Source organism: Nostoc sp. TCL26-01 (genome assembly GCF_013393945.1).
Taxonomy (GTDB): Bacteria; Cyanobacteriota; Cyanobacteriia; order Cyanobacteriales; family Nostocaceae; genus Trichormus.
Genome location: NZ_CP040297.1, coordinates 1 through 25,150 on the forward strand (window position 1 = coordinate 1; position 25,150 = coordinate 25,150).

Consider the following 25,150-nt stretch of genomic DNA (forward strand, 5'->3'; position numbering starts at 1 on the left):
ATGGCTATTTTCCCTTTAAATACTCCTAAAAATTCCTTATTGACAAAAATTCCCCAAGTCCGCCGTCGCCAAGGTAAAGTGCGAGATGCTCATATCACTCTGGCACATGGTAGTGGTGGTAAAGCCATGCGCGATTTAATCGATGATATTTTTGTGAGTAACTTTGATAATCCTATTTTGGCACAATTAGAAGACCAAGCCAGCTTCAATTTATCGACTCTCATTCAACAAGGAGATAGACTAGCATTTACCACAGATTCCTATGTAGTAGATCCTCTATTTTTTCCTGGTAGTGATATAGGTGAATTAGCTGTCAATGGAACTGTAAATGATTTAGCTGTGAGTGGTGCTAAACCTTTATATCTTACTTGTAGTGTCATTTTAGAAGAAGGATTACCAATAGAAACCCTCCGCCGTGTAGCTACCAGTATGAAAATTGCTGCACAAAAAGCAGGTGTGCAAATTGTGACTGGTGACACAAAAGTCGTTCATCGTGGTGCTGCGGATAAACTGTTTATTAACACGGCTGGTGTAGGTGTTATTCCCGCAGGCATCAATATTTCTGCTCATAATATACAACCAGGAGATGCCATAATTATTAATGGCGAATTAGGTAATCATGGGGCAGCGATTTTAATTGCTCGTGGAGAATTAGCCCTAGAAACTAATATAGAAAGTGACTGTCAACCGTTACATGAGTTAGTAGCAAATATCCTGCAAGTATGCCCTGAAGTTCATGCTATGCGGGATGCCACAAGAGGTGGTTTAGCTACAGTTTTAAATGAATTTGCCACTAGTTCTGATGTAGGGATACGCCTCTATGAAGAATCTATTCCTGTGCGAGAGGAAGTCAAGGGAATTTGTGAAATTTTAGGCTTAGATCCCCTATATTTAGCCAATGAAGGCAAATTAGTAGTAGTGGTGAAGAATGAACAGGTAGATACAGTTTTATCCGTAATGCAATCTCACCCAGCAGGTAAAGATGCGTGTATGATTGGTGAGGTTATTGCTACACCACCTGGGATAGTTTTACTAAAAACTACTTTTGGTACAGAACGGATTGTTGATATGTTGGTGGGCGATCAATTGCCACGAATCTGTTGATAATAGGTGGATTTGTTGATGCACGAACTAGGAATTACGCAAAATATTGTAGCCATTGTCAATGAATATGCCAAAGGCGCAAAAGTCAACCGAATTGTCGTAGAAATTGGACAACTATCGGCAATTATGCCTGATGCAGTGCAATTTTGTTTTGATATTTGTACCCAAGGTACAGTTTTGGCAGGAGCCACATTAGAAATTATTGCCATTCCTGGTTTAGCGCAATGTCGTCAATGTGGGGCAAAAATTGCTTTAGACAAACCATTTGGTATTTGTGATTGTGGTAGCGTGCATCTAGATTTAATTACCGGGGAAGAACTAAAAATTAAAGAGATAGAAATTGAGGAAATATGTGTGTAACCTGCGGTTGTTCTGATGATGCTCAAACCATAATTACTAATCTAGAAACAGGTGATATGGCACAAAACCACAATCATCATACCCACACTTTACCTGATGGTACTGTCATCACTCATGCTCATGGTCACGCTCATCACCAGGACGTGTCCCAAATTCATGCAAAAATTCACAATACAACTATATCTCTAGAACAAGATATTTTAGCTAAAAATAATCTTTTGGCAGCCCAAAATCGGGGATGGTTTAAAGGTAGAAATATTCTCGCTGTAAACTTAATGAGTTCTCCTGGGGCAGGGAAAACAACTCTATTAACTCGCACTATTAATGACCTAAAACAACAACTATCTATTAGTGTTATTGAAGGCGATCAAGAAACAATGAATGATGCACAAAAAATTCGAGAAACAGGCTGTGCAGTTGTCCAAATCAACACGGGTACAGGCTGTCATTTAGATGCGTCAATGATAGAAAAAGGTTTACAACAACTCAACCCGCCATTAAATTCAGTGGTGATGATTGAGAATGTAGGAAATTTAGTTTGTCCAGCTTTATTTGATTTAGGAGAACAGGCAAAGGTAGTAATTCTCTCAGTTACAGAGGGTGAAGATAAGCCAATTAAATACCCTCATATGTTTCGTAATACTGAGATTATGATTCTCACAAAAATTGATTTATTGCCTTATCTCCAGTTTGATGTAGATCGTTGTATTGCATATGCTCAACAGGTAAATCCTCATATACAAATTTTTCAAGTGTCAGCAACTACAGGTACTGGTTTAGATAATTGGTATAAGTGGTTAACTGAAAAAAATAACCTTTAAAAAAATTCGTCCAGCATATCCCAAGTAGAAGTTTGAGACATCAATTCATCTAACCAACTTTCTATTTGTAAGCGCAAACGATCGCCTGCAACATCCTTAGTGCTACTCAAAACAGGTAGTTGAGCTAAAGCACGACGATAGTCAGCGATCGCACAATTCCAATCACCCCAAAGATGGTAAGTTCTGCCACGTCCAGCCCAGATATGAGCTTCTAACTGACCAAACAGTAGTGTAATATCAAAATTGTCAATTGCTTGCTCATATTTGCCCAAATCGCGCAAAGTGATCCCGCGATTAATCCATGCTCGCACATGACGAGGATTTAAATCGATCGCCCGATCATAATCTGCTAGTGCTGTTGATAGTTCTCCACGCGCGGCATAATAATTAGCACGATTGTTGTAAGCACTGGGCAAACAAGGATTTAATTCCAAAGCTGTATTGTAATCTTGTAGTGCTTGTTGTGCCTGTCCACTTTGGAAATAAATTAGTCCCCGGTTATTGTAATCAACCGCATTATGTGGATCACGGTTAATCAATTGGTTCAGTAAAGCGATCGCTTCCGGATAATTGCCCTGTTGTGCTAACCTCAAAGCTCTAGAACGCAGGTAACTATCATCTAAAGCTGAATCTCTATCATGATTAGCTGTATGTGCTTGAGGATTAAATGTAGTTTTGGCTACAAATTGGTAACTGTTGTTTTGCTGGTCACCAAAAGCTAAAAATGATTGACTGTTCATCTGTTCCTACCCTAGCTGCTTCATCTCAAAATCAAATTAGAGTTTTTGCTGTAGTTTGTTAAAGATTTATTTCCATCCCAGCAAACCTGATACAGAAAATTTACGCTCCAATCTACTAATACATACGTGACTCTTGAGGTAAATTCCTGAAACAAAAAATTATTAATCTCTAAGACGATTCCAGTAGTCAGAGAAACAAATTGGTAAAATGCCACAAGGAAGTAGGGGAGATGAGGAGATGGGGGGATGAGGGGAAAGAACCTATATAAGTATTTTCTCCTTGTCCCCTTGTCCCCTTGTCCCCTTGTTCCCAATCCCCAATCCCCAATCCCCAACCCTTATGACAACAATTTCCCAACAAAACACTGCCGACTTAAGTGCTGATGATTACGTCGTCGTTGGTTTAGCTACGTGCTTTATTAAAGAAGATGGCGAAGTGCATCAGATAGATGTGATTGAACCGATTCCTTCAGCAGCCTTAGAAGCAATTTTCAAAGGTATTCCCACCTCCTATAAATTGGCTTATGCCACCAATATAGGCGCAGTAGTCAACGGTGATGAGCCAATCTTACCAGCAGGTTTCCCCGACTCAGCCCAGTTTGGCGATGAATTTGTCTTACGGGTGTTGTCATCTGCTCGTACTTACAAGCGTCGTGAAAGTTCTCAAGCTCTCATTCCTCTGGGTACAACCTACACAGATTTTCAATACTCCCTTGAACGGAAGCGGGTGTTGAACGCTAGTAGAGTCGTTACCAAAGACGATAACGTCAAACAACATTCTCACACTCATAAAGTGCTTTAAATATAATCAATCATGCTGAAACTGTATGGAGGCGCTCGTAGTCGCGCTACAATCCCTAGATGGTATTTGGAAGAACTAGGAGTTCCCTACGAATTTGTCTTGCTAGATATGCAAGCAGGCGAACACCGTCAACCAGAATACTTGCAAATTAACCCCTTTGGTAAAGTGCCGGCAATTGTTGATGGAGATTTCCAGCTTTGGGAATCAGGAGCCATTTTGCTGTATCTGACCGATAAGTATGGCAAATCTCCACTTTCACCAGCAGAACGTGGCATACTCTCCCAGTGGATATTATTTGCCAATGCCACCCTTGGCCCTGGTATTTTTGTAGAAGCAAGTCGAGAACGGGAACTACCCCGGCTGTTAACTCCACTCAATGAAATGTTTCAGCAGCAACCTTTTGTACTCGGCAATGAATTTAGCGTTGCTGATGTCGCGGTAGGCTCAATATTGGCTTACATTCCCATCATGTTAAAGCTGGACTTGAGTAATTATCCCGCAGTCGTCAACTACATCCAGCAAATTAACGAACGTCCAGCATATCAAAAAGCGATCGCCGGACGATCTTGATCAGGATACCTCCAAAAATGATTGTAGAGACGATGCAGTAGAGACGTTGCAGTGCAACGTCTCTACAAGAATTTCCGGCAACTAACGATAATTGGTGAATTGCAAAGCCACGGGATAATCTTCTTGCTTGAGGCGTTGGATGACAACTTGCAAATCATCCTTTGATTTAGCCGTGACTCGCACAGCATCACCTTGAATGGCGGCTTGAACTTTTTTAAATTCATCCCGAATCAATTTAGATATTTGCTTGGCAATATCTTGATTAATGCCTTTTTTCAGAGTAATTTCTTGACGGACACGATTACCACTAGCTGATTCTACTTTGCCAAAATCAAAGATTTTTTGAGAGAGATTACGCTTGGCAGCTTTTTCGCGGAGAATGTTGTGAACGGAATCTAAGGTAAACTCACTATCAGTTCCAACAGTAATTTTTTCCTCACTCAACTCAACAGTAGTTTGAGTGTCTTTGAGATCGTAACGACTTTTCAGTTCTCGCACGACTTGATCGACGGCGTTAACTAATTCTTGTCGATCAAAGTCGCTGACAATATCAAAGGAATAAGTAGAAGCCATAAATAATATCTAGTTACTAGCTTGCATGATGCTCAGAACAACGAGAGTCGTAGAGCTAAGAGTGCCGATCGCGTACATGAGCGATCGCAAAAACGGTATATTCAAAATATAGAAGACCGAGTATAGCAGACGCACTACTATAAAGGCGATCGTTGCCCACACTGCTATTTGAGAATTCACCCCAGTGACATAAGCCATAAGTGCAGCTGCGGCAAAAATCATAAACGCCTCAAAGGAATTTTGATGCGCCCAAGTCGCTCTTTGCCCATAAGGCGGCAATTTCTCAAACATAGCCCGTGGAGCATAAATATCATATCCCACACGCACACGCGCATAAGCCACCACTAAAAATGGCACATAAATCAGCACCGCAGCTGCGGCAATTGCATATAAAAAAATAATCATGTTTTCTAGTCATTAGTCAGTAGTCATTAGTCAACAGTCCATAGTCGAGATTTTTGACTATTGACTGCCGACTAATCGAAGTAGAAAAGTGTTACCACCTTTCTCTGTTCTTCCGCGTCTCCACAGGTTTGGAGCAGAGTACGGCTATCATGAAATGCAAAGCAGATGAGCTGCTGGCATCGGGAAATAATTTCCTTATTGCACAAATAACTAGCTTCAGCGAGAGACAAGTTATCATTACTAGGATTTTCGACTAGGTGCATGACTTGCTCTAGTTGCTGGCGCGATTCATGTGGCTGACGTTCCAAACTTTGCGGTAAAATTACCGTCAACAAATTGGGATCAGCCCGCATCGCTCCCTTAATGGCAGCTGAATTAGTACCCGTAGCACCAGAAGTAATGACTCGATTCCCTGACAAAACCAGAGCGTAAGTCATCATTTCAATCAGATTCTGATGCGTAATTGGCACGTGACGAGAACCGAGCAAAGCGATTCGTTTAGAACCTGTTTGCTGGATTGTCGCCAGTTCTTGCGCTAACGTATCGAGGTTGATGAGGTCTATTGACTGGCTCAAAGACGGAGGTAATCAGATTAAACAACCCAGCTATTCTACCAAACAGCGTGTAAGTACGAAGCGAACTTAGGTCACATACCAGATAAATTTTTTGAGAGAGGAGGGAATAGGGGAATAGGCAATAGGCAAATAGGCAATAGGCAATAGGGGAAGAATTTATGCTTTGCTAGGTAGTTATGGCCTTTGCTGGAGTCAAACCAAGCTTAGAGAGCAAGCGATCGCCATCAAAATGCTCCCTCATTAACTGACGAATACACTCAACCTTAATTGGCTCGTGAACACGTACTTGTCCAAAAGTCCGATCAACAATTTCCACAGTCGTCAAAGTATCCAAATCAACAGAGAGAATCGGGATCTCTAATTCTTCAGCCCGGCTGAGAATAAACTGCGGTGGTGGTAATTGTCCAGTCAGGATGAGACATTGAGTAGAAGTTTCTAAAGCTGCTTGCTGAATCTCCACCCGATCGCCTCCTGTCACCACTGCCATATTCCGGCGTTTGCGGAAATATTTCACAGCCGCATTGACATTCATCGCCCCAATAGCTAGACTCTCAACCATCAAATCCAAGCGATCGCTCCGACACAGCACCTCAGCATTTAACTGCTTCACCAGTTCGCCAACACTGACACTTTGCAACAAATCATTTTTCGGCAGCATAGCCAGAACAGCAATACCGCGCTGTTCCAAATATGGGCGCAAGAAATTGTTAACTGTCTCTGTGTGTGCAGATGGGATATCGTTGATCACAACACCAATTAAGCGATCGCCCAAACGCTCTTGAGCCGACAACAAAGACTCAACCGACAACAGAGATTTATAACGACTTACCAACAATACAGCAGCATCTAAAACTTCTGCCACCTGTAGCAAAGACAAATCAAACAAATGTCCTTCAGCCAAATCACCAGGGCCTTCCAGCAACACCAAATCCCCACGAGGAACCTGTAAATATTGCTGTACCAAAGATTGACGATAATCAGTTTTGTCTTCACCAAGCAGGCGTTTTTGGACTCTAGCTTCATCTAAAGCCAGCATTGTAGGGGCAATGCGGTTTGCTGATAAGTTGAGACTATGAGTAATAAACTCAACATCTTCCTCAACCACAGTGCCATCAGAGGTACTCAAACTATTGCCTAATGGTTTGCCATAAGCAATATCTAATCCTTGTTGCTGTAGCTGATGAGATAAACCCAAAACCGTTGCCGACTTACCGCTATAAGTCTCAGTTGAGCCAATCAGCAAATGTTTAGCAGATTTTGGCACAAATGCACTCCTAATTTCAAAAGTAAGTAAAACCCAGCCAGGTGTTTACTAATTTTAGTTGGTTCCGGGAAAAACTTTGGGGATTCTCTCAAGGTAATTTTTCTCAATGTACTTTTTTGATGTAATGTAACTACTTGAAAAAATAAATATTTTTACTAGTAAAATCATAAATATTTACTAAATATCAGAGACTTTTCCTTTATTTATATAAAAATAGTTATTGAATGTTTAATTACCTAAACAATTTATCAAACATAACAAATTTTCCAGAACAGGTAATGGGTAATCAGTAATCGGCAATCATTCATAGGTAAGAATTGTCGCTCAATTACCAATTGAAAACTACCAATAACCAATTACACCTCTTTACCCTCATATGCACAACCAACTTTTATTCATCTATACGCAAGAGCTTGCGGTAAAATGACTGAGAAAAATCAGTTAATTTATAACGTTTATGATTTTCCATTAATTCAATCAAAAAACTAATAAATTCAAAACTTGCCATCATCACCTCATAACTAAAATCAGCATTGCCATCAAACTGCATTCGGCAACGGGTTAAGTCTGAAGGTAGAGTAGCAACATTCCAAGAGGCAACAAAGGGAACATTATCACCAGCCTCTATTTTACGTTGTCCTTCGAGAATACCTTTCTGGTAGAGACTGATAGCCAGAGGTAAAAAATTGCGTTTAGTGCCTTGAACGTAAGGCAAGTAGACGCTAGCTTGTTGTGGAGTAGCAGGTTGTAGTTGCTCAATAGACATTTTTGAATATTCCTCAAGTTAATTGACAACTAGGGATATTAGTAACTTTCGATAGTATTCCCAAAAAATTTGAGTTATTTACAAGGGGACTGGGTAATGGGTAATGGGGACTGGGTAATGGGTAATGGGTAATGGGTAATGGGAGAAAGAACCTATACAAGTATTTTCTCCTTATCCCCTTATCCCCTTCCCTATCCCCTGTCACCTGTCACCTATCCCCTATCCCCTATCCCCTATCCCCTATCCCCTATCCCCTAATTTCTTCAGAATGATAGCAATAACACAAGTTACTGCTAAGAAATATTAAAATTTCAGTTAAAATAATGCTGCATTAGCTTTTCTTGAAGCTGGGCGCAATAACAACTAGAATCCTCACCGTAAGGTGGTGAATACTGGTATTGCAGTTTCTACCAACAATGAACTGTGGCAACTTTGCTACCACTACTTCCAATCTGAAGTTCTGTTTAGGGATGACTCATTTTGTAATGATTCATGAGGAGTAGTTTCTCATTTGATTGCTCAAATGGCTCAAAATTGGCGAATATAGCTGCCATAGTTTAGCGTTATCTGATTCCCAGCTTCTTTTGAGGTGTAGATAAATACGGTTTTTGAATCAAATAACTTATGCCAGCGAATTCCTGGCCCGACAACGATTCCTACAAAGAGCTTGATCCACTCAACTCCTTGTTGTCTGACCTATCGGCAACTGAGGAATCAGTGGTAGAAACACGGGATTTGTCTCTCATATCCCGGTTTCAAGGACGTAGACGTAAAGCTGCTCTGGTTTTAACCATAGTCTGGAGTGGCACGATCGCTCTACATCTAGCTTCCTGGGCCTCTATCTTTATACTAGGGCTGACTACCATTTTAGGAATTCATGCTTTAGTCGTAATTTTTGCTAGACCCCGCCATTATCCAAAAGAGATTCAGGGCAGTTTACCCTTTGTATCTATCTTGGTAGCCGCGAAAAATGAGGAAGCAGTCATTGGTAAGTTAGCCAAGAGCCTTTGTAATCTGGAATATCCCAACGGGCAATACGAAGTTTGGATAATTGACGACAATAGTACCGATAAAACCCATGATGTATTAGTAGAATTAGCCAAAGAATACGACAAGCTCAAAGTACTCAGGCGTTCTGCTCAAGCTACTGGTGGTAAATCGGGAGCATTAAATCAAGTTTTGCCATTAACTAAGGGTGAAATTATAGCCGTGTTTGATGCTGATGCCCAAGTGGCATCAGATATGCTAGTTCAGGTAGTACCTTTGTTTCAGCGAGATAAGGTGGGGGCGGTGCAGGTGCGAAAAGCGATCGCCAACGCCAAGCACAACTTCTGGACAAAGGGGCAAATGTCCGAAATGGCTCTGGATACTTGGTTCCAGCAACAGCGTACTGCCTTGGGCGGCATTGGTGAACTGCGGGGTAATGGTCAATTTGTCCGTCGCCAAGCTCTAGATAGCTGCGGCGGTTGGAATGAAGAAACCATCACTGATGATTTGGATCTGACTTTCCGCCTACATCTTGACAAATGGGATATTGAATGCTTATTCTATCCTGCCGTGCTGGAAGAAGGGGTAACAAATGCGATCGCCCTGTGGCATCAACGCAATCGTTGGGCAGAAGGTGGTTATCAGCGCTACTTAGATTACTGGGATCTGATTCTCAAAAATCGCATGGGTACGCGAAAAACTTGGGATATGCTGATGTTTCTGCTGACAATGTATATCCTGCCGACAGCCGCAATTCCCGATTTGTTAATGGCTATCCTGCGCCATCGCCCACCCATGTTAGGCCCTGTGACTGGTTTGTCGGTAACAATGTCTGTTGTGGGGATGTTTGCTGGCTTGCGACGCATCCGCCAAGAACAGAAATTTTATGTTCATACCCCCCTAGTACTATTACTGCAAACACTACGCGGCTCTTTGTATATGCTGCACTGGCTAGTAGTGATGAGCAGTACCACAGCCCGGATGTCGGTTAGGCCTAAACGCTTGAAATGGGTAAAAACTGTTCATACAGGCAGTGGAGAATAACCCCTAGCGGAAATTTACAAGCCAAAATGCCAAATTCAAATCCTATTTTTGAATTTGGCATTTTTTTAGCAGATTTTGGTCAAAAAAAAGCGATCGCCTGATGAAAGCGATCGCTTAATTATTAATCCGGTTAAAGAGTTACTTGATGATTCCTGAAACAGCCATTACTTCTGGTTCAGAAATGTTTGGGGTAAAAAATCCCTTGGCATAGATTTGGGGATTTGCTTGAGCGATTTGGGTATAAGATTGACGAACTTGGGTGTTAACTGCAACTGTTTTTACATCGTACATTTGCGTAGCTATCTTAGGATAAACACCAATGCCAATAATCAACACCAAAAAGCAAGCAGCAATAAATACTTCGCGGGGGGCAGCATCTCTGTATACTGATTCACCAGGTAGTAGACAGTCTGTACCAAAACAAGCGGTTCCTTCGTCTTCTTGATTCTCATAAGCGGCATTGTTGATGTTGCAACTGAGGTCTGAACCAGTACCGTAAAAGACCTTTCTCAACATCGAGAGCAGGTAAATCGGTGTGAGGATCACGCCCACTGCGGCTAAGAACACCATCACAGTACAGAATGTGGAACTGTAAATATCACTGCTGGTGACACCAACAAAGACTTGGAGTTCGCTGACAAAGCCACTCATCCCCGGAAGCGCTAGAGAAGCCATTGCACCTGCGGTAAATAGGGCAAATACTTTAGGCATAACTTGACCGATACCGCCCAAGTTATCCATAGCCATTGTATGAGTGCGATCGTAAGTCACTCCAGCCAGGAAGAACAATACCGCCGCAATCAAACCATGAGATAGCATTTGCAGCATTGCACCACTCACACCCACATCAGTGAAGGAAGCAATACCTAACAACACAAACCCCATGTGAGACACGGAAGAGTAAGCGAGGCGGCGCTTCATGTGAGTTTGCCCGAAGGAGTTTAAAGCACCGTAGATAATGTTGATGACTCCCAGAGTCGCTAAAACTGGAGCAAAGTAAATGTGAGCATCAGAAAGCAGTTCTAAATTTAAGCGAATCAACCCGTATCCGCCCATTTTTAACAACACACCAGCCAAAATCATGGATACTGGTGCAGATGCTTCACCATGAGCGTCAGGTAGCCAGGTGTGTAAGGGAAAGATCGCCAGCTTCACGCCAAAGGCAATTAATAAACCAGCGTAAAGTAACAGTTCTAACGCTAGGGGGTAATTCTTCGCGCCCAGTTCGACTATATCAAAGGTTGTATTGTCACCATAGAGAGCCATTGCTAGCCCAGCGACAAGAATGAATATGGAAGCGGCTGCTGTGTAAAGTAAGAATTTTGTGGCAGCGTAACGACGTTTCTGTCCACCCCAAATTGAGACAAGCAAGTAGACAGGAACTAGCTCTAGTTCCCACATGATGAAGAATAGCAACAAATCTTGAGCAACGAACACCCCGATTTGGGCTGAATATAGCAACAGCATTAAGAAATAGAACAGACGAGGCTTCAGATTAACTTGCCATGCTGCAAACATAGAAAGCGTCGTCACAAACCCAGCCAGCAACACAAGTGGCATAGATATTCCATCGACTGAAACCGCCCAGCTAAAACCTAACTGGGGAACCCAATCATATTTCTCCACAAGTTGAAAACTCGCACTACCGGTATCGTAATGCTGCCAAAAGGTGTAGCACATCAAAACAAAATCCGCGATTCCTACACCGAGGGCATACCATCGTACCAGCTTGCCATCTTTATCAGGCAGCACGGGAATAAACAAAGAAGCAACGAGTGGTAGCAATATAATCGCGGTCAGCCAAGGAAATCCATCCGCTATCATGATGTTGAGCAAAAATACTTATTGGTGAATAAATATATTGTATTAAACTTTGTAAACATTTCCTTATAAATATTTACCGCAGGTTTCTATAGATGCCATCTATTGAATAGTAAAAAATCAATAATTATCCCAGTAAATTATCAATAGAACTTAAGCATGGGTAACGCAAAATCAAGGATTCGGGCAGGATATTGGTAATAAGGCACAAGGGATCAAGCATTAAATAATAAATATTAAATATAGTTCGTCCGGGTGGTTATCCCGCAGGGTAACGCACCAAAACCTTCTGGTGCTGCGTTACAGCAGTCCAAAAAACTTGATTTTGATCATTGACCATTGACTATTGACTATTGACCACCCTCAGAAGGGTTTCTTGGTTGAGTGCGTAAGTCCTAATCTATATTGTTGTAGAATTAATTCTGTCATTAAAGCGCACAGCAAAAGCAAAGCGGGTATTTATTCACCCGTTGAGCATATCCAGACTCGCAAAGGTACTGCTAAAACATCTGTGAGAGTGGACGATCGCATAAGAGCAACACAAGCAGTATGGACTCTCCCGCTAAAGAGCTAATGTTCGGCGAAAACCACTGCTTAGAGTTCTTGCGTCATTGTCGTCAAGGATTTGGGAAAACCTAGTTTTTCCACCAACTTGTCAATATAGATTAGTCTCATCAGAACTTCTGATGTCGCCGACTAATTGCGCTCAAAGTCTGCTTGCGTCTATTTTTGGCTAGCAGATACAGAGGTGAAACAGGACACCTATCAATATTATTAGCGCTAAGGGAGTTGCTGTTGTCAAAAATACAATTTGTCAAAAAAGCAAGTTAGTTCAGTGAGGGATGGCCGTGGAGATACTTGTGGAAAAAGGTGTTAATGTTGCTATGAAAGTAGGCGATCGCGTCCGGATTAAAGAATCGGTAGTAGTGTATCATCACCCTGAACATCGCGGTCAAGCTTTTGACCTCAAAGGCTCAGAAGGCGAAATTACGGAGATTGTTACCCAATGGCAAGGTAGACCGGTTAGTGCTAACCTGCCTTATTTAGTCCAGTTTAGTAAAAAATTTAAAGCTCACCTACGCGAAAATGAATTAGAAATTATCTAAATCTTTGAAGGGCGGCGGAACCACTGCATAATATTCAGTTCGCCGCGCATTCTCTGGAGTTGTTGACGGTTTTCCTCGGCAGTAACGTCATACCATTCACAATGACGCTGAAACTCCGAGCGTTTCTGCACTTCATAATAAAACTGATGACTTGTCTGATAAACCGCAAAGCTTTCCTCAACTTGCGGTTGGGGACAAGGCAAAATATAAGTTAATTTTTCTGACATAACAATATTGGGATTGGGAACAAGTCAATTCAAAATTCAAAATTCGTCTTGGAAAGTTTGCTCAACGGGGGAAACCCCCGCACGCAACTTTCCGCAAAATTCAAAATGGGACAAGGGGATAAGGGGTCAGGGAAGAGGCTAAGAGCGAACTAGCGTCATTACAAATTACGTAGGCGCAAGCCTTCCCGTAGGGTATTACGAATTACTAATCATGTCCAACCGCGTAACCAATAAACTAAGCTGCCAACATATTCTTTTAAGGCGTTAGTAAATTGATGTAGGTTGTTGGTGTCTGGTAGTAGATTTAAGATAGCGGCTTTGGGACTGCTGCTGAGTTCATTGAGTTCGCCTTTACTTACCAAAAAGTCAGTTGGTGCAGCAATAACATCGATACCTTGACGTTGAAAAATTTTGAGCGATCGCGGTGTGTGCATTGCTGATGTTACCAATAAAACTTTACTAATACCACGAGATTGCAAAATTTTCTTGACATTTACGGCATTTTGATATGTGTTGAGTGAATCTGGTTCTTGAATCAACGCCTCGGCGGGGATACCAATCGACGTTAAGATATTCGCCATATCTGCTGATTCTGATGCACCACTACCACGCCAATCGATGCGTCCACCACTGAGAATAATTAACGGAGCCTTTTTTTGTCGATATAATTGAGCAGCATAGATAACGCGATCGCCCTGTTCACTTAAATCAACCGTAGGCCTTGGTGGAAAGGCTGATTTAGTTGCCCCACCCAATACTACAATCGCTTCCGCATTAGGTAATTCAGATAAAGGAATATTTTGCCATTCTAGCGATCGCACAAAATATTTAGCAACCCAAGCGTTACTACAAAATAATAATAAGATTAGTGAAGCAGCGATCGCCAAAGTAGCAACACGCGGTCTTTTTCGCAACGTCACTAATGCAACCACTAAAAAGATACAAGCCAATCCCAAAGGATAAAAGAATAGTGGCAGTAACTTAGACAAATATAAAAACATACTTCATCATCAGCCATAGCCTAACAGTCATTAATATTACTTCTTCCCCATTCCCTATCCCCTATCCCCATCATTATTCCTCGAAAACGGAAACCTAAAACTTCCCGGACTGCGGCGATAACGGCGCACAGTTCTTCTTGTTTGTCGTTTAGTAATTCTGTCACTAGACTCTTCCCCTTCCACCTCTTCTACAACTTCTACAGGTAATTGAGTTCTGGTTTCTTCTTTACTTCTCCACCAAGCAATAGTCCAACCCCCACCTAAAGCGCCGATACCTCCCAACAAGATACTCATGGGTGCAGGATATCCCAACAGCGCAAAACCCAGCAAGAAAAATAACCAGTATTTCAACCCAGCATCAATACCATCAGAAGAAGCCACCGTTGGCTGTTGGGGACTACTTTTACTGGAATTTGTAAACCAACCTATCGTAAAGCCAGTGATAATTCCTAAAAAGATACTCAACGGAACAGGCGACCCCGTTGAGATTAAAATAAATGCTAAAAATGACCCAAATGCTAGTTGGGAAAGGAATGCAGGGGAGAAATTGAAGAGATTGTTATTGTTAGCCATAAGTTACTGAAGAAGGGGTGTGAGGGTGTACGGGTTTAGGAGTGATACCAATTTCCTTTAAATGTGAAACAGTAGAGACGTTGCAATGCAACGTCTCTACATAATTCATGTGTATCATGATTAACGTGAAATGGTATGAAATTACGAATTACGTAGCTTGCTTCTCGCATGAAGGCGAGTATTACGAATTACGAATTTGTATCCCAAATTTGTACATAGGATTTCTCTGCATCGGTAAAGGGTTCTGTTTGCTGGAGTTGGGAAGCTAATAAATCAACTGTCGCATCGGCAATATCACCAGTACGGTTAATCAGACGTTGCTGTATAACTTCTAGGGGTGCTGTACAGTAAATTATCTGGAGAGGGAGTTGGTGTTTTTCAGCTTGAGCGATCGCCTCTTGTCGCAAATGTTGTTTATCATATTTAGCATCTAAAATGACCGTATAACCTTGATTAGCTAGTATAATCCCCAAGTTCAATAACCGTGCATAGGTTTTCTCGGTCATCTCAGATGTATACAAATCATCATTGCCACGTTCCCACAAAGGAATTCCCCCCAAGTGTTTACGAACTGCATCTGAACGTACATGAATCGCATTTAGTTGACGCGCCAAATGTTTTGCTGTGGTACTCTTCCCAGAACCAGACAAACCCGACATTAAAATCAGTTTGCCCTGTTTGGGTTTAGTGTATTCCCAAGCTAGTGTGTAATATATGGAGGCTGTTTTAGTCGCTTCTTCCTTAACTGTCGTTGGCACACTAGGATCATCTAACAAAAACGAAGTTACCTTAGCCCGGACATAAGATTGGCGAATTAAATATATAGGTAATATCTGTAAGCCTTCCCAGTCACCAGTCTGTTCTACATAAGTATTTAAATAGGCGTTACTTAAATCTGGGCGTTGCTGTGCTGCCAAATCCATCACAGCATAAGCAACATCAAACATTACATCTACAAACCGGAACGGCTCGTTAAACTCAATACAATCGAACAGCCAGATTTTATCTTGCCACAGACAAATATTGCGTAGGTGTAAGTCTCCGTGACACTCCCGGATGTAGTTGTCTTGAATTCTCTGTTGAAATAATTCTACTTGTTCAGCAAAAAATTTCTCTGTATATGCTTTAGTTTCAGCAAATTGCTGCTGCGTCTGGGGGCCACCGATGTATTTTTCTGTCTGTTCGTAATTTTCATCAAAAGCAGCCCGGACTTGTGGCACTTCCCCAAAACTGCGAATATAATCATTCGTCTCGGTTTTGGCGTGGTATTCAGCTACTATCCGTCCTAACTCCTCTAGTTGGGCTTCACCCAGCTTACCTTCAGCAAACAATGTGCTAAATAAACCATCTTGAGGAAACTGACGCATTTTGAGTACATACTCAACAGCCTCATCCGTTCCGCTCAAAATATATTTCTCACCAGCCAAACTCACTGGTAAAACTTCCAGATAAAGTTCTGCCGCACCTCGCTGATTCAACCGCAATTCTTCTTGACAAAAATGCTGACGCTTTTCTAAAGTCGAGAAATCTAAGAAGCCAAAATTAACAGGCTTTTTCAACTTATAAGCATACTCCCCCGTGAGCAGCACATAAGAAACGTGAGTTTGAATGAGTTGGATAGGTTCTTGTACAGGATGGGGATAGAATCCCGGCTGTAACATCTGCTCAATTAAAGCTGGAAAAGTCACTTCAGTCATATAAATTTTAAATTAACCTGAGTTGAGGATCAGCTATTCGGGAATACCTAAAACCGCCTAGTTTTCAACCTTACGGGCATAATCATTTTACCAGTTGCAACTCACAACTTCTGCCACAAGGCCACTGACTACTGACACTGAACACACTACTAAACTTCATCCCCTTATGGCTTGGAGTTTTGATTTATATGGTCATAGACATGAGAAAATACTTTTTAGGCAGTATTTTGAGTAATCTTGAAGAAAAATTCAGAAGTCAGAATACAAGAGTCAGAATCAAGACGCTTGTTCGCTCTTAGCGTCTCCCCTTGGGAGAAGACTCGCTCTAACAGGTTGTTTGAAAAGTCAAAAAGTATACTAGAAACCCCTCTCCAAACCTCTCACGCCAGTTGCTACAACGGGGGAAACCCGATACCAGTTTGCACAAGTCGGGAGACCCGCCCATGCAACTGGCTCCGCAACGCACTGGCTCCCCGAAAGGTCGATAGGCTTTGAACCCCTTATTTTCTTGTTCCCCTTCCCTAGTAGGGAAGGGGTTAGAGGTTAGGTTTTTGAGATTTTGATGTTACGCATGATACTTTTCAAACATCCTCTAAGCGTTCGCGTAGCGTCTCATAGAGAAGCTATGCTGTACCTTTCTCCTGTCGGAGACGCTACCGCGAACGGGAAGAAAGCTGTGCGTTAGGGAAATTATTAGGTAGAATGTCTCAAAAATTCGATAGTAAATCTCTATTTAAATCAGATAGTTCTATTACCATTAGTCGTGTAGCAAAACCAATCCCTAAGTTTTATGCTCTTTTTTCTCCAGCAGAAATTTTGGAGATAGTTAACTCCTTAGCCACAAAAAGAGAAATGCCGGTAAAATATTCTTATAAAGGTAGAGATGGGAAAATTTGGGATGATTTTTACTTAAAATATATTGCTCTGAAATGGTATCGAAATATTAACACAGAGATTGAGCTTTTAAAGAAAAACTTTGAATATATTAAGCAATACATTCAAGCTGGACAGAAAGTAAATGTTATTGATGTAGGTGCTGGTAACTCATATCCAGTTAAAGAATTTATTGCTCAACTAGATAAAGTTGGTAAAATTAATAAGTATTTTGCACTGGATATTAGTGATAAGTTACTAGAAGTCTCTAGAAAAAACTTTCACAAATGGTTTTCTAATATAGAATTCATCAGTTCTAGTATTGATATAGAAAATAACGTTATCCCTAAATGGATATTAAATAATCAAGGCAACTCTCAAACTGATGAAACAGTTAATATAATCTTACATTTAGGTGTGACAATTGGTAATCATCAAAATCGCATTGCTGCTCTCAAAAACTTTAGAGACGGTATGAGTCAGAATGATTTATTGGTGCTGACAAATGAACTTGGTGAGAATGCTAAATGGGATGGAATTCCTAGAGGTGGATGTAAGTATCATGCAGAACAAATCTATAAATGGGTTAAAGAGATGCTGGATATTCAAGCAGCAGATTGTGAACTAATTAGAAAGTATGATGCCAATATAGATAGTGTGGTTGCTAATATAAAATTTCGTCGCAGTTACACTATTAATTTTAATTTAATGAATATCAATGAGAGTATTGATATTGCCGCAGGAGAAGAAATTACATTGTGGAGACATCACAAATATCAAATATCTGAGTTGATAGAAGAATTAGCGCAAGCCAGACTACAACTAGTGCATTACAATACTAATCAGTATTCATCACATATCATGGCAATTTGTCAAGTAGCTGATTAGAGGACGTTTGAAAAGTCTGTTTCTTTGTCATGTTGAATGCAGCGTAGCGGAATGAAACATCTCGGTATGTGCCACAAAACCTAGATTCTTCCTGACGCTCCGCTCCAGTCAGAATGACATTTTTATACCTACTGAAACTTTTCCAACACCCTCTTAGTCAATTCTGTCAAATTAGAGCATGGAGAGCAGATATTTGTCCCCATGCTGCACAAATTAGATTTGATTTGTGGTGAGAAAAGCTTCAACTTCCACCGCATTGGGTTGAGATGCGATCGCTCCTGGTTTTATAGTAGTCAATGCCCCGACAGCACTTGCATAGGTAACAATGCGCTTTGCTGTGTCCTTATCACTCAAACCGTGGATGCCATATTTGCTTAGTTGATGGATAAATCCCGCTAAAAAGCTATCCCCAGCACCAGTGGTATCAACTACAGCGATCGCAAAAGCAGGTAAACTCCCCTCGTTCTCACCCAAACAATAAGCACAACCATGTTCCCCATCAGTTACCAACACCCCTTCAACAGAATCTAGCCGATAAGTAATAGCGCCCGGATCTGTGGTGTCAAATAACCATTGTGCTTCCTCTTTAGTCAGTTTGAGAAAATCAATATGCTTCAATATCTCTAGGATTTTTTGCCGAGCGATATTTTCATCTTGCCAAAAAACCGGTCGCCAGTTGATATCTAAGACAATTTTCAAATCATACTGTTCTGCTAGTTTCAAAGCTCGATGAATAGCCTGTTCACTATCCGGGTATGCCAATTCCAACGTCCCCAAAATCAAGAAATCTGCATCTTGAAACAACGACTCTGGTATTTGTTTGGCTTGCAGATGAGTATCAGCAAATTCCGCAGTGTCATATTTACCAAACCCGGCAAAAGTGCGATCGCCTGCTAAATCTCTTGTCACATAAACTTGTCTTGTTGGCGCAGTGGGATGACGTTGTACACCCCTGGTGTCTACACCTACTTCTTGCAATAAGCTCACCAGAGCATTTCCTGCTTCATCTTCACCCACCGCGCCAATAAATCCAGTCGGAGTTCCCAACTTCACCAAACTACAAGCCACATTCGCTGGCGCACCACCAGGATAGGGAGTCCAAGACTTGACCTCCTCTAACTTTAGCCCTAATTGATCAGCTAAACAATCGAACAGAACTTCACCAAGGCACAAAACACGAGGATTGCTCATCTCATTTCAGTCTTTCACTGGGATTGCTCATCTCATTTTAGATTTTTGCCTGGAGATTAGAAATCTGAATTTATTTAACGTGAGTTCGACGATTGGAAAAACCCCTCTCCAAACCTCTCCCCTGCAAGGAGAGAGGCTTTTAAAGCCTCATTTTTCGTTGATATATTATATATGCTCTTCACTCCCCTCTCCGCGTCGGAGAGCAGGGTGGTTTCATACAAACAGAGAAAAAACAAAACTTTGTTTCAAAGCCTCTCCCCCCGTGGGGGAGAGGTTTGGAGAGGGGTCAAAACTTCTGCTACAAAGCGACAAATCAAGATGTATGTATTTTTCTTTTTTCGTATGAAACCACCCTGCCCTCTCCGCGTCGGAGAGGGGTTGGGGGAGAGGTCAAAAAAGATTTATCGAACTCACGTTGACTTAGTTACACTTCTTTATCAATCTGCAATGTCGTATGAGGTTTTGCCGTAACCTGAATAATAAGAGTACTGGCAATCATTTAGAGAACAGATTGATCAAGGCAGGTTGAAATTCATGGCTTATTCTTGGTTTAAAGCATTTCATATCATTGGAATTGTGGTTTGGTTTGCTGGGTTGTTCTACCTAGTACGGTTATTCATCTATCATGTGGAAGCTAACCAAGAACCAGAACCAGCACGCACGATATTGAAAAATCAATATCAAATCATGGAGAAACGCCTCTACCACATCATCACTACCCCAGGAATGTTCGTGACGGTAGCAATGGCTATTGGCTTACTGAGTACAGAACCAGATGTGCTGAAAGAAGGTTGGCTACACTTCAAATTGCTGTTTGTTGCCCTGTTACTTGCTTATCATCATTACTGCGGTCGGTTAATGAAGAAATTAGCCGCCGATGAATGTCGCTGGAGTGGTCAGCAATTACGCGCTTTAAATGAAGCACCGACAGTCATGTTGGTAGTTATCGTCATGCTGGCAGTATTTAAGAATAATCTACCTACGGATATCACAGCTTGGGTGATTTTTGCCATGATTATTTTGATGGCAGTGACAATTCAACTCTATGCCAAAAAACGCAGGTTAGATAAAGAAAAACTCACAGCCCAAATCACACAAATCCCGCAAGAACAAGGCTAAAAAGCAGCAGATTTCGGTGGAGTAATTTTATACTTTCTACTTCACCTTGACTTTTTTAGTAAGTTTTCATACACTGTATACCAGCTTTGCTGAACCATGAAAAATTAATAAATCAAAATCACAAGTAGATGTTTCTAAGATAACTCTCAATAATTAGATAAATTTATAAGCTACTTAGTGATTGATAAGCATCTGAGGGGATCTGACAATGGCTGAAACCCTGATTACTCCGTTAACCCCCTCAGATAGCTTACTGAGTAAGGCTTTGAGGCCTGTCGTCTTTGGGATTATTGACAATTTTTATCAATTATTTAGAGAAAAAAATGACCCCCTCAGATTGACCTATCTCAAGTTCAATTATGGTAAGGCTTTGAAAAAGGTAGCCTTTTTCATCAACTTCCCCTCACGGGGACGTAAACCGGCAACAGAAATTGGTGTTCTTTGGGGGAGTACATCTTTTTCATCAACTTCCCCTCACGGGGACGTAAACGGTAGGGATACTACGCTTGACTGGTTCTTGGTTGTCAAAAGCTTTTTCATCAACTTCCCCTCACGGGGACGTAAACCTCCACCAACACCCATAACTAAAGCGCCAACGGGATTAGCTTTTTCATCAACTTCCCCTCACGGGGACGTAAACTTTTCATCATCTGCCTTGCCTGAGGAGCCAAGCCAGACTTCTTTTTCATCAACTTCCCCTCACGGGGACGTAAACTGGTCACCAAGTCTTGATTGGCCATGAAGCCTGCAACACTTTTTCATCAACTTCCCCTCACGGGGATGAAAACGCTGCACTAACGCTAGTCTTCGAGGCTGGGTGGAGGCTTTGCGTAACCCAACATGATCTGAGGAACCCAATGTATATCTTGGTGTTGAGTTACGCTTAGGCAACCAAAGCATTTTATACCATTTCACGTTAATAATGATACACATGAATTATGTAGAGACGTTGCAATGCAACGTCTCTACTGTTTCACATTTAAAAGAAATTGGTATTAGTCTTATCAGCAGCCTTCCAAGATAAGAAAATGGCAAAGGTGAAGTCTGTCGAACTTACGTAATATCTTGGACAAGATGACCAGAGATACTTTAAATTAAGAAATGTTACAAACATAGCTATGATATCTCAAGCGTAAATCATGTCAGATAAACCTCTAGGTAAACCCCGCCCACTGTGGCGAGTCCTTTTCTTGTCTGTAGTCACTGGTATGCTGTATTACGGCTGGTATAAGTGGATTATTCAAGAAGAATTACGCCGTTATTATGGTTTTGGTTGGTCAGGAACTTTGTGTTTAGCACCTTTTATTTTAGGTGTGGCAATTCCTCAAGCTTTGCGGATATTTGATCCTGATGTACCGGGATGGTTTGGTTGGTTTTCTTTACTTGGTATCATCTGGATTTATATTGTTCAATTTAAGTTATACAAAACTGTTAATCAACTCTATCAGCAAGCAGGAATGAGAGAACCGCTTGTGGTTTGGTGGATATTTGTCCCAGGATTAAATCTACTAGTTGGGTTGAGACAAATTCACTTTTTAAGCCAATTTTGGGCTAGAGAACAAGGTGTGATCATGAAAGATTCTCTAGCTGAGAATATACCTTTGTTATCAGCTAATACTTAATAAAATCTCGTAAATTTAGGTTGGGTGTAGTAGCATAGCAAGCCTAAATTTGTGAATTAGTAGGTTGAGTTAAGTGCATCGCAACCCAACATGGATCTTAAAAACCCAGTATGAATATTGGTGTTGGGTTTCCCAAAGCCTCAACCCAACCTACAATTTTAATGCTAAGGCTAGGCGCAAAATGTCAGCCAACCGACCTTCATACACTGCGATTTAAAAAGAGAATTAGCCCAAAATGAACTATCAAAAATTATTTAGCGATCGCCTGTGCATTCTTGCAACTATGCACCACAAAGAAAAAGCGATCGCCCCAATTTTAGAACCAGCATTAGGCATTAAAGTTATAGTACCAGAAAATTTTAATACTGATGCTTTTGGCACATTTACTAGAGAAATCAAACGCCCAGACACACAAATTGCTACAGCTAAATTAAAAGCTGAACAAGCCTTAGAACTCACAGGAGAAAGTTTAGCGATCGCTAGTGAAGGTAGTTTTGCACCACATCCCTTAGTTCCTTATATTTATACTAATCGAGAAATAGTTATTTTATTAGATAAAATAAATAAGATTGAAATTATTGGTGAAGAATTTTCTGGAGATACTAACTTTAATCATCAAATTATAGCAACCTTAGACGAGGCAGAAAATTTTGCCCAAAAAATTGGTTTTCCTGAACATGGCTTAGTTATCTGGTGGGAAAATTCAGCAACTAAATCTCGAGAAATAATTAAAGGAATTACTCAAATAACAGATTTAGAAGCAGCAATTAATCTTGCTCTCAATCAATCATCCAATAGTAAAGCGAATATTGAAACAGATATGCGGGCAATTTATAATCCTACCCGCATGAAAAATATTGCCAAAGCCACTCATAATCTACTCAATAAAATCAGGAGTTGTTGTCCCAATTGTCATACACCAGGATTTGCCATCACCGAAAGAATTCCTGGATTACCCTGTGAACTTTGCCATATGCCAACCACCCTCACTCACAGAGAAATTTATCAATGTCAAAAATGCCATTTTAGACAAGAAAAACTATTTCCTTATGGTCAAGAATTCGCCGATCCATCTCAATGTATGTACTGCAATCCTTAATTAGCAACACTTAAAAATACTAAGAAGCTACTAATTCCGGCTGAGATAACAAACCATAGACAGTCTGACGAATTTCAGCGATCGCTTGCAATTGATAATCAGCAGTTTCTTGAACTTCCGCTAAAGATTCGCCAATTCCTTGCAGCTTTTGTTTTAACTCATCTACACAATCTTGGATAGGTTGGAGAGTTTCTTGATAAAGATTTACCCGCCCCCAACATTCAGTCATTTCCGTTTTGAGAGCAACTAAGTTAGCTTCCATCGTTGTCAGTTCTTGCTGCTTTTCTTGCAAATCATGACTTTGATTATCAATCATCCCTTGATCTAGTTCGATCGCTGATCGCATTTGTTCAATTTCTCGTTCTAGATTCTGTAATTCTTGGGATTGTTGTTGTCGTCGGCTATCAACTTGCAAAAGCACAGGACTAAAATCGATGCTATTATCCTCTTGGGCATCACTCACAGATTGCCCTTGTCGTTTCCACAACACAATTTGGTGCTGCTTGATAAACTTCTGCCGTGCCAATAAACTACGCCGTTGTCCTACCAAAGTTTGATTCAGCATCTGATAAAGGTCTTGTTCATCTGACAATTCCATTTGCAAATTAATTAAATCTTGATCAGCTGCTTGATTGATTTTTTGTTGTAATTCTTCTATGGTTGCTTGTTTATAAGTCAATTCTTGTTCTTGATCATGAACAAAAGTAGAATCTATTTCTAGTTTTTCCGATAAATCTTGTATCAGCTTTTGTAGTTCATCCAAAGGCATTTTTTCTAGGGCTTGGATATCAACTTTTTGACTAGTAGGTACATTCCCAGAAGTAGCAGCCAAAGAATTAATTTGTTGAGATAAAGCTTCTTGAGATTGCAATTGTTCTTTAATGATGCGGAGATGTTCTTGCTTGCAGTTGAGAATTGCTGTATTGACTTTTAATTGTGCTGTTTGCTGCGCTAAAGAATCTTGTGCTTGTTTTAATGTATTTTGGCGATCGCTATATGTTTGCGCCAGTTGATCAACTTGCTGTTGTTGTTGATTAGTCAGGATGCGTTGTTGTTCCAGATTTTGCCAGTGGGGGTTGAGAGTGGCTTGCTGTCTTTCCACTAATTCCCCAGCTAAATGTAAGTGTTCCCGGACTATATCTGTAGGGGCAATTCGACTAGACAAGCGATTAAGTAATTCGCTAATTTTCTGACTTTGTGCTGGGTCTAGAACATTTCCCTCTTGCAAACGCTCCTCTAGACGACGCTGCTCACCCCGCAAATGCTCCCAAGCACCTTCTAATTCTTGACGGTTACGTTCAATTTCTGCCTGCAACTGCTCGATTTGCTCACGAGATGTATCAACCTCCTGTTTTTGTGCATCCAGGTGTTGTGCATCTTCTTCCATTTGTTGCAACTGTTCTAGCCGCACTTCCATGTCCATTTCTCGGCGATTCAACTCTTGCGCCTGAAATGTCAGCGACTCCTTCCACTGGGTAATTTCGTCTTCCTTCAGCTTATATTTTTCCACCTGTCGGGAAAAATTCTGCAAAATATTTACGAGTGGTCTACCTGCTTCTTGAATCCGTTGCACTTGGCGATTCGGAGTCAGTTCTACCAAAACTAGTGCGCCATCGTTTAATTTGCTAGCTTCTTCCGCCGCAATTACTTCTTCCGACACAGTACTCCAATTCTGGTCGGTTCGCTGACAAGCTAGCAGTTTTAGTTCGGTTTTGGAACTACCACCCAGTAAGCCGCCTTTCTGCTTTTGTACTTCTGCTAAATACAGCACACCGCTTTTCCTCTTGTGTACTTGATGCCCGTGTTTTTTGATACTTTATGATAATTCTGCTAACTCGTTTGATTTTGCCTCAATTGAGCAAAACAAAACAAACAAAACTATTTTATAGACGCGATATATTGCGTCCTGATATTTATAACGA

24 protein-coding genes and 1 CRISPR repeat array are annotated in these 25,150 nt (G+C 41.1%); of the genes, 11 read left to right on the forward strand and 13 right to left on the reverse strand.

Features of this window, described 5'->3' with window-relative positions; genetic code table 11:
• The 3 genes from hypE to hypB are packed head-to-tail and all read left to right on the forward strand — an operon-like array spanning position 1 to position 2,285.
• Entirely contained in the window at positions 1 to 1,104 is a 1,104-nt protein-coding gene (gene hypE, locus FD725_RS00005; protein ID WP_179046231.1) for a hydrogenase expression/formation protein HypE, read from the forward strand.
• A gap of 18 nt (positions 1,105 to 1,122) precedes the next feature.
• On the forward strand, positions 1,123 to 1,464 hold the full coding sequence (gene hypA, locus FD725_RS00010; RefSeq protein WP_179046232.1) for a hydrogenase maturation nickel metallochaperone HypA: 342 nt from the start codon (positions 1,123 to 1,125) through the stop codon (positions 1,462 to 1,464).
• The gene (gene hypB / locus FD725_RS00015) at positions 1,455 to 2,285 is read left to right on the forward strand and encodes a hydrogenase nickel incorporation protein HypB (RefSeq protein ID WP_179046233.1); all 831 of its coding nucleotides are present in this window, start codon (positions 1,455 to 1,457) and stop codon (positions 2,283 to 2,285) included. Before hypA ends, hypB begins: the two co-directional genes overlap by 10 nt.
• Here the strand turns inward: hypB and FD725_RS00020 are convergent.
• A complete protein-coding gene (locus FD725_RS00020; protein WP_179046234.1) occupies positions 2,282 to 3,025 on the reverse strand; it encodes a tetratricopeptide repeat protein in 744 nt (247 codons plus the stop codon). The genes hypB and FD725_RS00020 overlap by 4 nt on opposite strands.
• A gap of 340 nt (positions 3,026 to 3,365) precedes the next feature.
• Between FD725_RS00020 and FD725_RS00025 the strand changes: the two genes are divergently transcribed.
• Entirely contained in the window at positions 3,366 to 3,827 is a 462-nt protein-coding gene (locus tag FD725_RS00025) for a hypothetical protein (protein ID WP_179046235.1), read from the forward strand.
• A 12-nt stretch (positions 3,828 to 3,839) separates the two neighbouring features.
• Positions 3,840 to 4,397, forward strand: coding sequence for a glutathione S-transferase family protein (locus tag FD725_RS00030; RefSeq protein ID WP_179046236.1), 558 nt, complete (start codon positions 3,840 to 3,842; stop codon positions 4,395 to 4,397).
• 81 nt (positions 4,398 to 4,478) lie between these two features.
• On the opposite strand, the gene FD725_RS00035 is transcribed toward FD725_RS00030, so the two are convergent.
• The 5 genes from FD725_RS00035 to ebsA form a co-directional block, all read right to left on the reverse strand.
• Entirely contained in the window at positions 4,479 to 4,970 is a 492-nt protein-coding gene (locus FD725_RS00035; protein WP_179046237.1) for a YajQ family cyclic di-GMP-binding protein, read from the reverse strand.
• Between the two features lie 9 nt (positions 4,971 to 4,979).
• A complete protein-coding gene (locus tag FD725_RS00040) occupies positions 4,980 to 5,375 on the reverse strand; it encodes an MAPEG family protein (protein ID WP_179046238.1) in 396 nt (131 codons plus the stop codon).
• 71 nt (positions 5,376 to 5,446) lie between these two features.
• Positions 5,447 to 5,950: a DNA recombination-mediator protein A gene (locus FD725_RS00045; RefSeq protein ID WP_179046239.1), complete on the reverse strand. Its 504-nt coding sequence runs from the start codon at positions 5,948 to 5,950 to the stop codon at positions 5,447 to 5,449.
• A 166-nt stretch (positions 5,951 to 6,116) separates the two neighbouring features.
• Positions 6,117 to 7,214 carry a phosphotransacetylase family protein gene (locus tag FD725_RS00050; RefSeq protein ID WP_179046240.1) on the reverse strand — a complete coding sequence of 366 codons (1,098 nt, stop codon included), beginning with the start codon at positions 7,212 to 7,214 and terminating at the stop codon, positions 6,117 to 6,119.
• A 391-nt stretch (positions 7,215 to 7,605) separates the two neighbouring features.
• Positions 7,606 to 7,980, reverse strand: a complete 375-nt coding sequence (gene ebsA / locus FD725_RS00055) for a type IV pilus biogenesis protein EbsA (protein WP_179046241.1) — start codon at positions 7,978 to 7,980, stop codon at positions 7,606 to 7,608.
• A gap of 624 nt (positions 7,981 to 8,604) precedes the next feature.
• Between ebsA and FD725_RS00060 the strand changes: the two genes are divergently transcribed.
• Entirely contained in the window at positions 8,605 to 10,011 is a 1,407-nt protein-coding gene (locus tag FD725_RS00060) for a glycosyltransferase family 2 protein (RefSeq protein ID WP_179046242.1), read from the forward strand.
• 138 nt (positions 10,012 to 10,149) lie between these two features.
• On the opposite strand, the gene FD725_RS00065 is transcribed toward FD725_RS00060, so the two are convergent.
• Complete coding sequence (locus FD725_RS00065) at positions 10,150 to 11,835, reverse strand: NAD(P)H-quinone oxidoreductase subunit 4 (RefSeq protein WP_179046243.1); 1,686 nt, start codon at positions 11,833 to 11,835, stop codon at positions 10,150 to 10,152.
• A gap of 839 nt (positions 11,836 to 12,674) precedes the next feature.
• On the opposite strand from FD725_RS00065, the gene FD725_RS00070 reads away from it, so the two are divergent.
• The gene (locus FD725_RS00070) at positions 12,675 to 12,938 is read left to right on the forward strand and encodes a ferredoxin-thioredoxin reductase variable chain (RefSeq protein WP_179046244.1); all 264 of its coding nucleotides are present in this window, start codon (positions 12,675 to 12,677) and stop codon (positions 12,936 to 12,938) included.
• On the opposite strand, the gene FD725_RS00075 is transcribed toward FD725_RS00070, so the two are convergent.
• The 4 genes from FD725_RS00075 to FD725_RS00090 all read right to left on the reverse strand — a co-directional run bounded on the left by FD725_RS00075 (position 12,935) and on the right by FD725_RS00090 (position 16,436).
• A complete protein-coding gene (locus FD725_RS00075) occupies positions 12,935 to 13,165 on the reverse strand; it encodes a hypothetical protein (RefSeq protein ID WP_179046245.1) in 231 nt (76 codons plus the stop codon). The two genes, FD725_RS00070 and FD725_RS00075, sit on opposite strands and share 4 nt — an antisense overlap.
• 209 nt (positions 13,166 to 13,374) lie before the next feature.
• Positions 13,375 to 14,166, reverse strand: coding sequence for a YdcF family protein (locus FD725_RS00080; protein ID WP_179046246.1), 792 nt, complete (start codon positions 14,164 to 14,166; stop codon positions 13,375 to 13,377).
• Between the two features lie 54 nt (positions 14,167 to 14,220).
• Positions 14,221 to 14,739 carry a hypothetical protein gene (locus FD725_RS00085; RefSeq protein ID WP_179046247.1) on the reverse strand — a complete coding sequence of 173 codons (519 nt, stop codon included), beginning with the start codon at positions 14,737 to 14,739 and terminating at the stop codon, positions 14,221 to 14,223.
• Positions 14,740 to 14,927: 188 nt separating this feature from the next.
• Positions 14,928 to 16,436 carry an AAA family ATPase gene (locus FD725_RS00090; RefSeq protein WP_179046248.1) on the reverse strand — a complete coding sequence of 503 codons (1,509 nt, stop codon included), beginning with the start codon at positions 16,434 to 16,436 and terminating at the stop codon, positions 14,928 to 14,930.
• 702 nt (positions 16,437 to 17,138) lie between these two features.
• On the opposite strand from FD725_RS00090, the gene FD725_RS00095 reads away from it, so the two are divergent.
• Positions 17,139 to 18,197, forward strand: a complete 1,059-nt coding sequence (locus FD725_RS00095) for an L-histidine N(alpha)-methyltransferase (RefSeq protein WP_179046249.1) — start codon at positions 17,139 to 17,141, stop codon at positions 18,195 to 18,197.
• Positions 18,198 to 18,410: 213 nt separating this feature from the next.
• Here the strand turns inward: FD725_RS00095 and FD725_RS00100 are convergent, their stop codons facing one another.
• Positions 18,411 to 19,388: a carbohydrate kinase gene (locus FD725_RS00100; RefSeq protein WP_179046250.1), complete on the reverse strand. Its 978-nt coding sequence runs from the start codon at positions 19,386 to 19,388 to the stop codon at positions 18,411 to 18,413.
• A 534-nt stretch (positions 19,389 to 19,922) separates the two neighbouring features.
• Here FD725_RS00100 and hemJ point away from each other — a divergent pair.
• The 3 genes from hemJ (at position 19,923) to FD725_RS00115 (ending at position 23,228) form a co-directional block, all read left to right on the forward strand.
• Positions 19,923 to 20,507 (forward strand): protoporphyrinogen oxidase HemJ, encoded by a 585-nt coding sequence (gene hemJ / locus FD725_RS00105; protein WP_179046251.1) that lies wholly within the window; start codon positions 19,923 to 19,925, stop codon positions 20,505 to 20,507.
• Positions 20,508 to 20,891: 384 nt separating this feature from the next.
• Positions 20,892 to 21,295: direct repeats of the CRISPR family, unit length 35 nt; unit sequence CTTTTTCATCAACTTCCCCTCACGGGGACGTAAAC.
• A gap of 351 nt (positions 21,296 to 21,646) precedes the next feature.
• Complete coding sequence (locus FD725_RS00110) at positions 21,647 to 22,129, forward strand: hypothetical protein (RefSeq protein WP_179046252.1); 483 nt, start codon at positions 21,647 to 21,649, stop codon at positions 22,127 to 22,129.
• A gap of 235 nt (positions 22,130 to 22,364) precedes the next feature.
• Positions 22,365 to 23,228: a DUF6671 family protein gene (locus tag FD725_RS00115; RefSeq protein WP_179046253.1), complete on the forward strand. Its 864-nt coding sequence runs from the start codon at positions 22,365 to 22,367 to the stop codon at positions 23,226 to 23,228.
• Positions 23,229 to 23,247: 19 nt separating this feature from the next.
• Here the strand turns inward: FD725_RS00115 and hmpF are convergent, their stop codons facing one another.
• The gene (gene hmpF, locus FD725_RS00120; RefSeq protein ID WP_179046254.1) at positions 23,248 to 24,999 is read right to left on the reverse strand and encodes a pilus motility taxis protein HmpF; all 1,752 of its coding nucleotides are present in this window, start codon (positions 24,997 to 24,999) and stop codon (positions 23,248 to 23,250) included.
• Between the last annotated feature and the right edge of the window lie 151 nt (positions 25,000 to 25,150).

What these genes read in the sequence shown, in the direction of transcription:
- hypE (WP_179046231.1), top strand. Translation starts at nt 1, where the DNA reads ATGGCTATTTTCCCTTTAAATACTCCTAAAAATTCCTTATTGACAAAA.
- hypA (WP_179046232.1), top strand. Translation starts at nt 1,123, where the DNA reads ATGCACGAACTAGGAATTACGCAAAATATTGTAGCCATTGTCAATGAA.
- hypB (WP_179046233.1), top strand. Translation starts at nt 1,455, where the DNA reads ATGTGTGTAACCTGCGGTTGTTCTGATGATGCTCAAACCATAATTACT.
- FD725_RS00020 (WP_179046234.1), bottom strand. Translation starts at nt 3,025, where the DNA reads ATGAACAGTCAATCATTTTTAGCTTTTGGTGACCAGCAAAACAACAGT.
- FD725_RS00025 (WP_179046235.1), top strand. Translation starts at nt 3,366, where the DNA reads ATGACAACAATTTCCCAACAAAACACTGCCGACTTAAGTGCTGATGAT.
- FD725_RS00030 (WP_179046236.1), top strand. Translation starts at nt 3,840, where the DNA reads ATGCTGAAACTGTATGGAGGCGCTCGTAGTCGCGCTACAATCCCTAGA.
- FD725_RS00035 (WP_179046237.1), bottom strand. Translation starts at nt 4,970, where the DNA reads ATGGCTTCTACTTATTCCTTTGATATTGTCAGCGACTTTGATCGACAA.
- FD725_RS00040 (WP_179046238.1), bottom strand. Translation starts at nt 5,375, where the DNA reads ATGATTATTTTTTTATATGCAATTGCCGCAGCTGCGGTGCTGATTTAT.
- ebsA (WP_179046241.1), bottom strand. Translation starts at nt 7,980, where the DNA reads ATGTCTATTGAGCAACTACAACCTGCTACTCCACAACAAGCTAGCGTC.
- FD725_RS00060 (WP_179046242.1), top strand. Translation starts at nt 8,605, where the DNA reads ATGCCAGCGAATTCCTGGCCCGACAACGATTCCTACAAAGAGCTTGAT.
- FD725_RS00065 (WP_179046243.1), bottom strand. Translation starts at nt 11,835, where the DNA reads ATGATAGCGGATGGATTTCCTTGGCTGACCGCGATTATATTGCTACCA.
- FD725_RS00070 (WP_179046244.1), top strand. Translation starts at nt 12,675, where the DNA reads ATGGCCGTGGAGATACTTGTGGAAAAAGGTGTTAATGTTGCTATGAAA.
- FD725_RS00075 (WP_179046245.1), bottom strand. Translation starts at nt 13,165, where the DNA reads ATGTCAGAAAAATTAACTTATATTTTGCCTTGTCCCCAACCGCAAGTT.
- FD725_RS00080 (WP_179046246.1), bottom strand. Translation starts at nt 14,166, where the DNA reads ATGTTTTTATATTTGTCTAAGTTACTGCCACTATTCTTTTATCCTTTG.
- FD725_RS00085 (WP_179046247.1), bottom strand. Translation starts at nt 14,739, where the DNA reads ATGGCTAACAATAACAATCTCTTCAATTTCTCCCCTGCATTCCTTTCC.
- FD725_RS00090 (WP_179046248.1), bottom strand. Translation starts at nt 16,436, where the DNA reads ATGACTGAAGTGACTTTTCCAGCTTTAATTGAGCAGATGTTACAGCCG.
- FD725_RS00095 (WP_179046249.1), top strand. Translation starts at nt 17,139, where the DNA reads ATGTCTCAAAAATTCGATAGTAAATCTCTATTTAAATCAGATAGTTCT.
- FD725_RS00100 (WP_179046250.1), bottom strand. Translation starts at nt 19,388, where the DNA reads ATGAGCAATCCTCGTGTTTTGTGCCTTGGTGAAGTTCTGTTCGATTGT.
- hemJ (WP_179046251.1), top strand. Translation starts at nt 19,923, where the DNA reads ATGGCTTATTCTTGGTTTAAAGCATTTCATATCATTGGAATTGTGGTT.
- FD725_RS00110 (WP_179046252.1), top strand. Translation starts at nt 21,647, where the DNA reads ATGTCAGATAAACCTCTAGGTAAACCCCGCCCACTGTGGCGAGTCCTT.
- FD725_RS00115 (WP_179046253.1), top strand. Translation starts at nt 22,365, where the DNA reads ATGAACTATCAAAAATTATTTAGCGATCGCCTGTGCATTCTTGCAACT.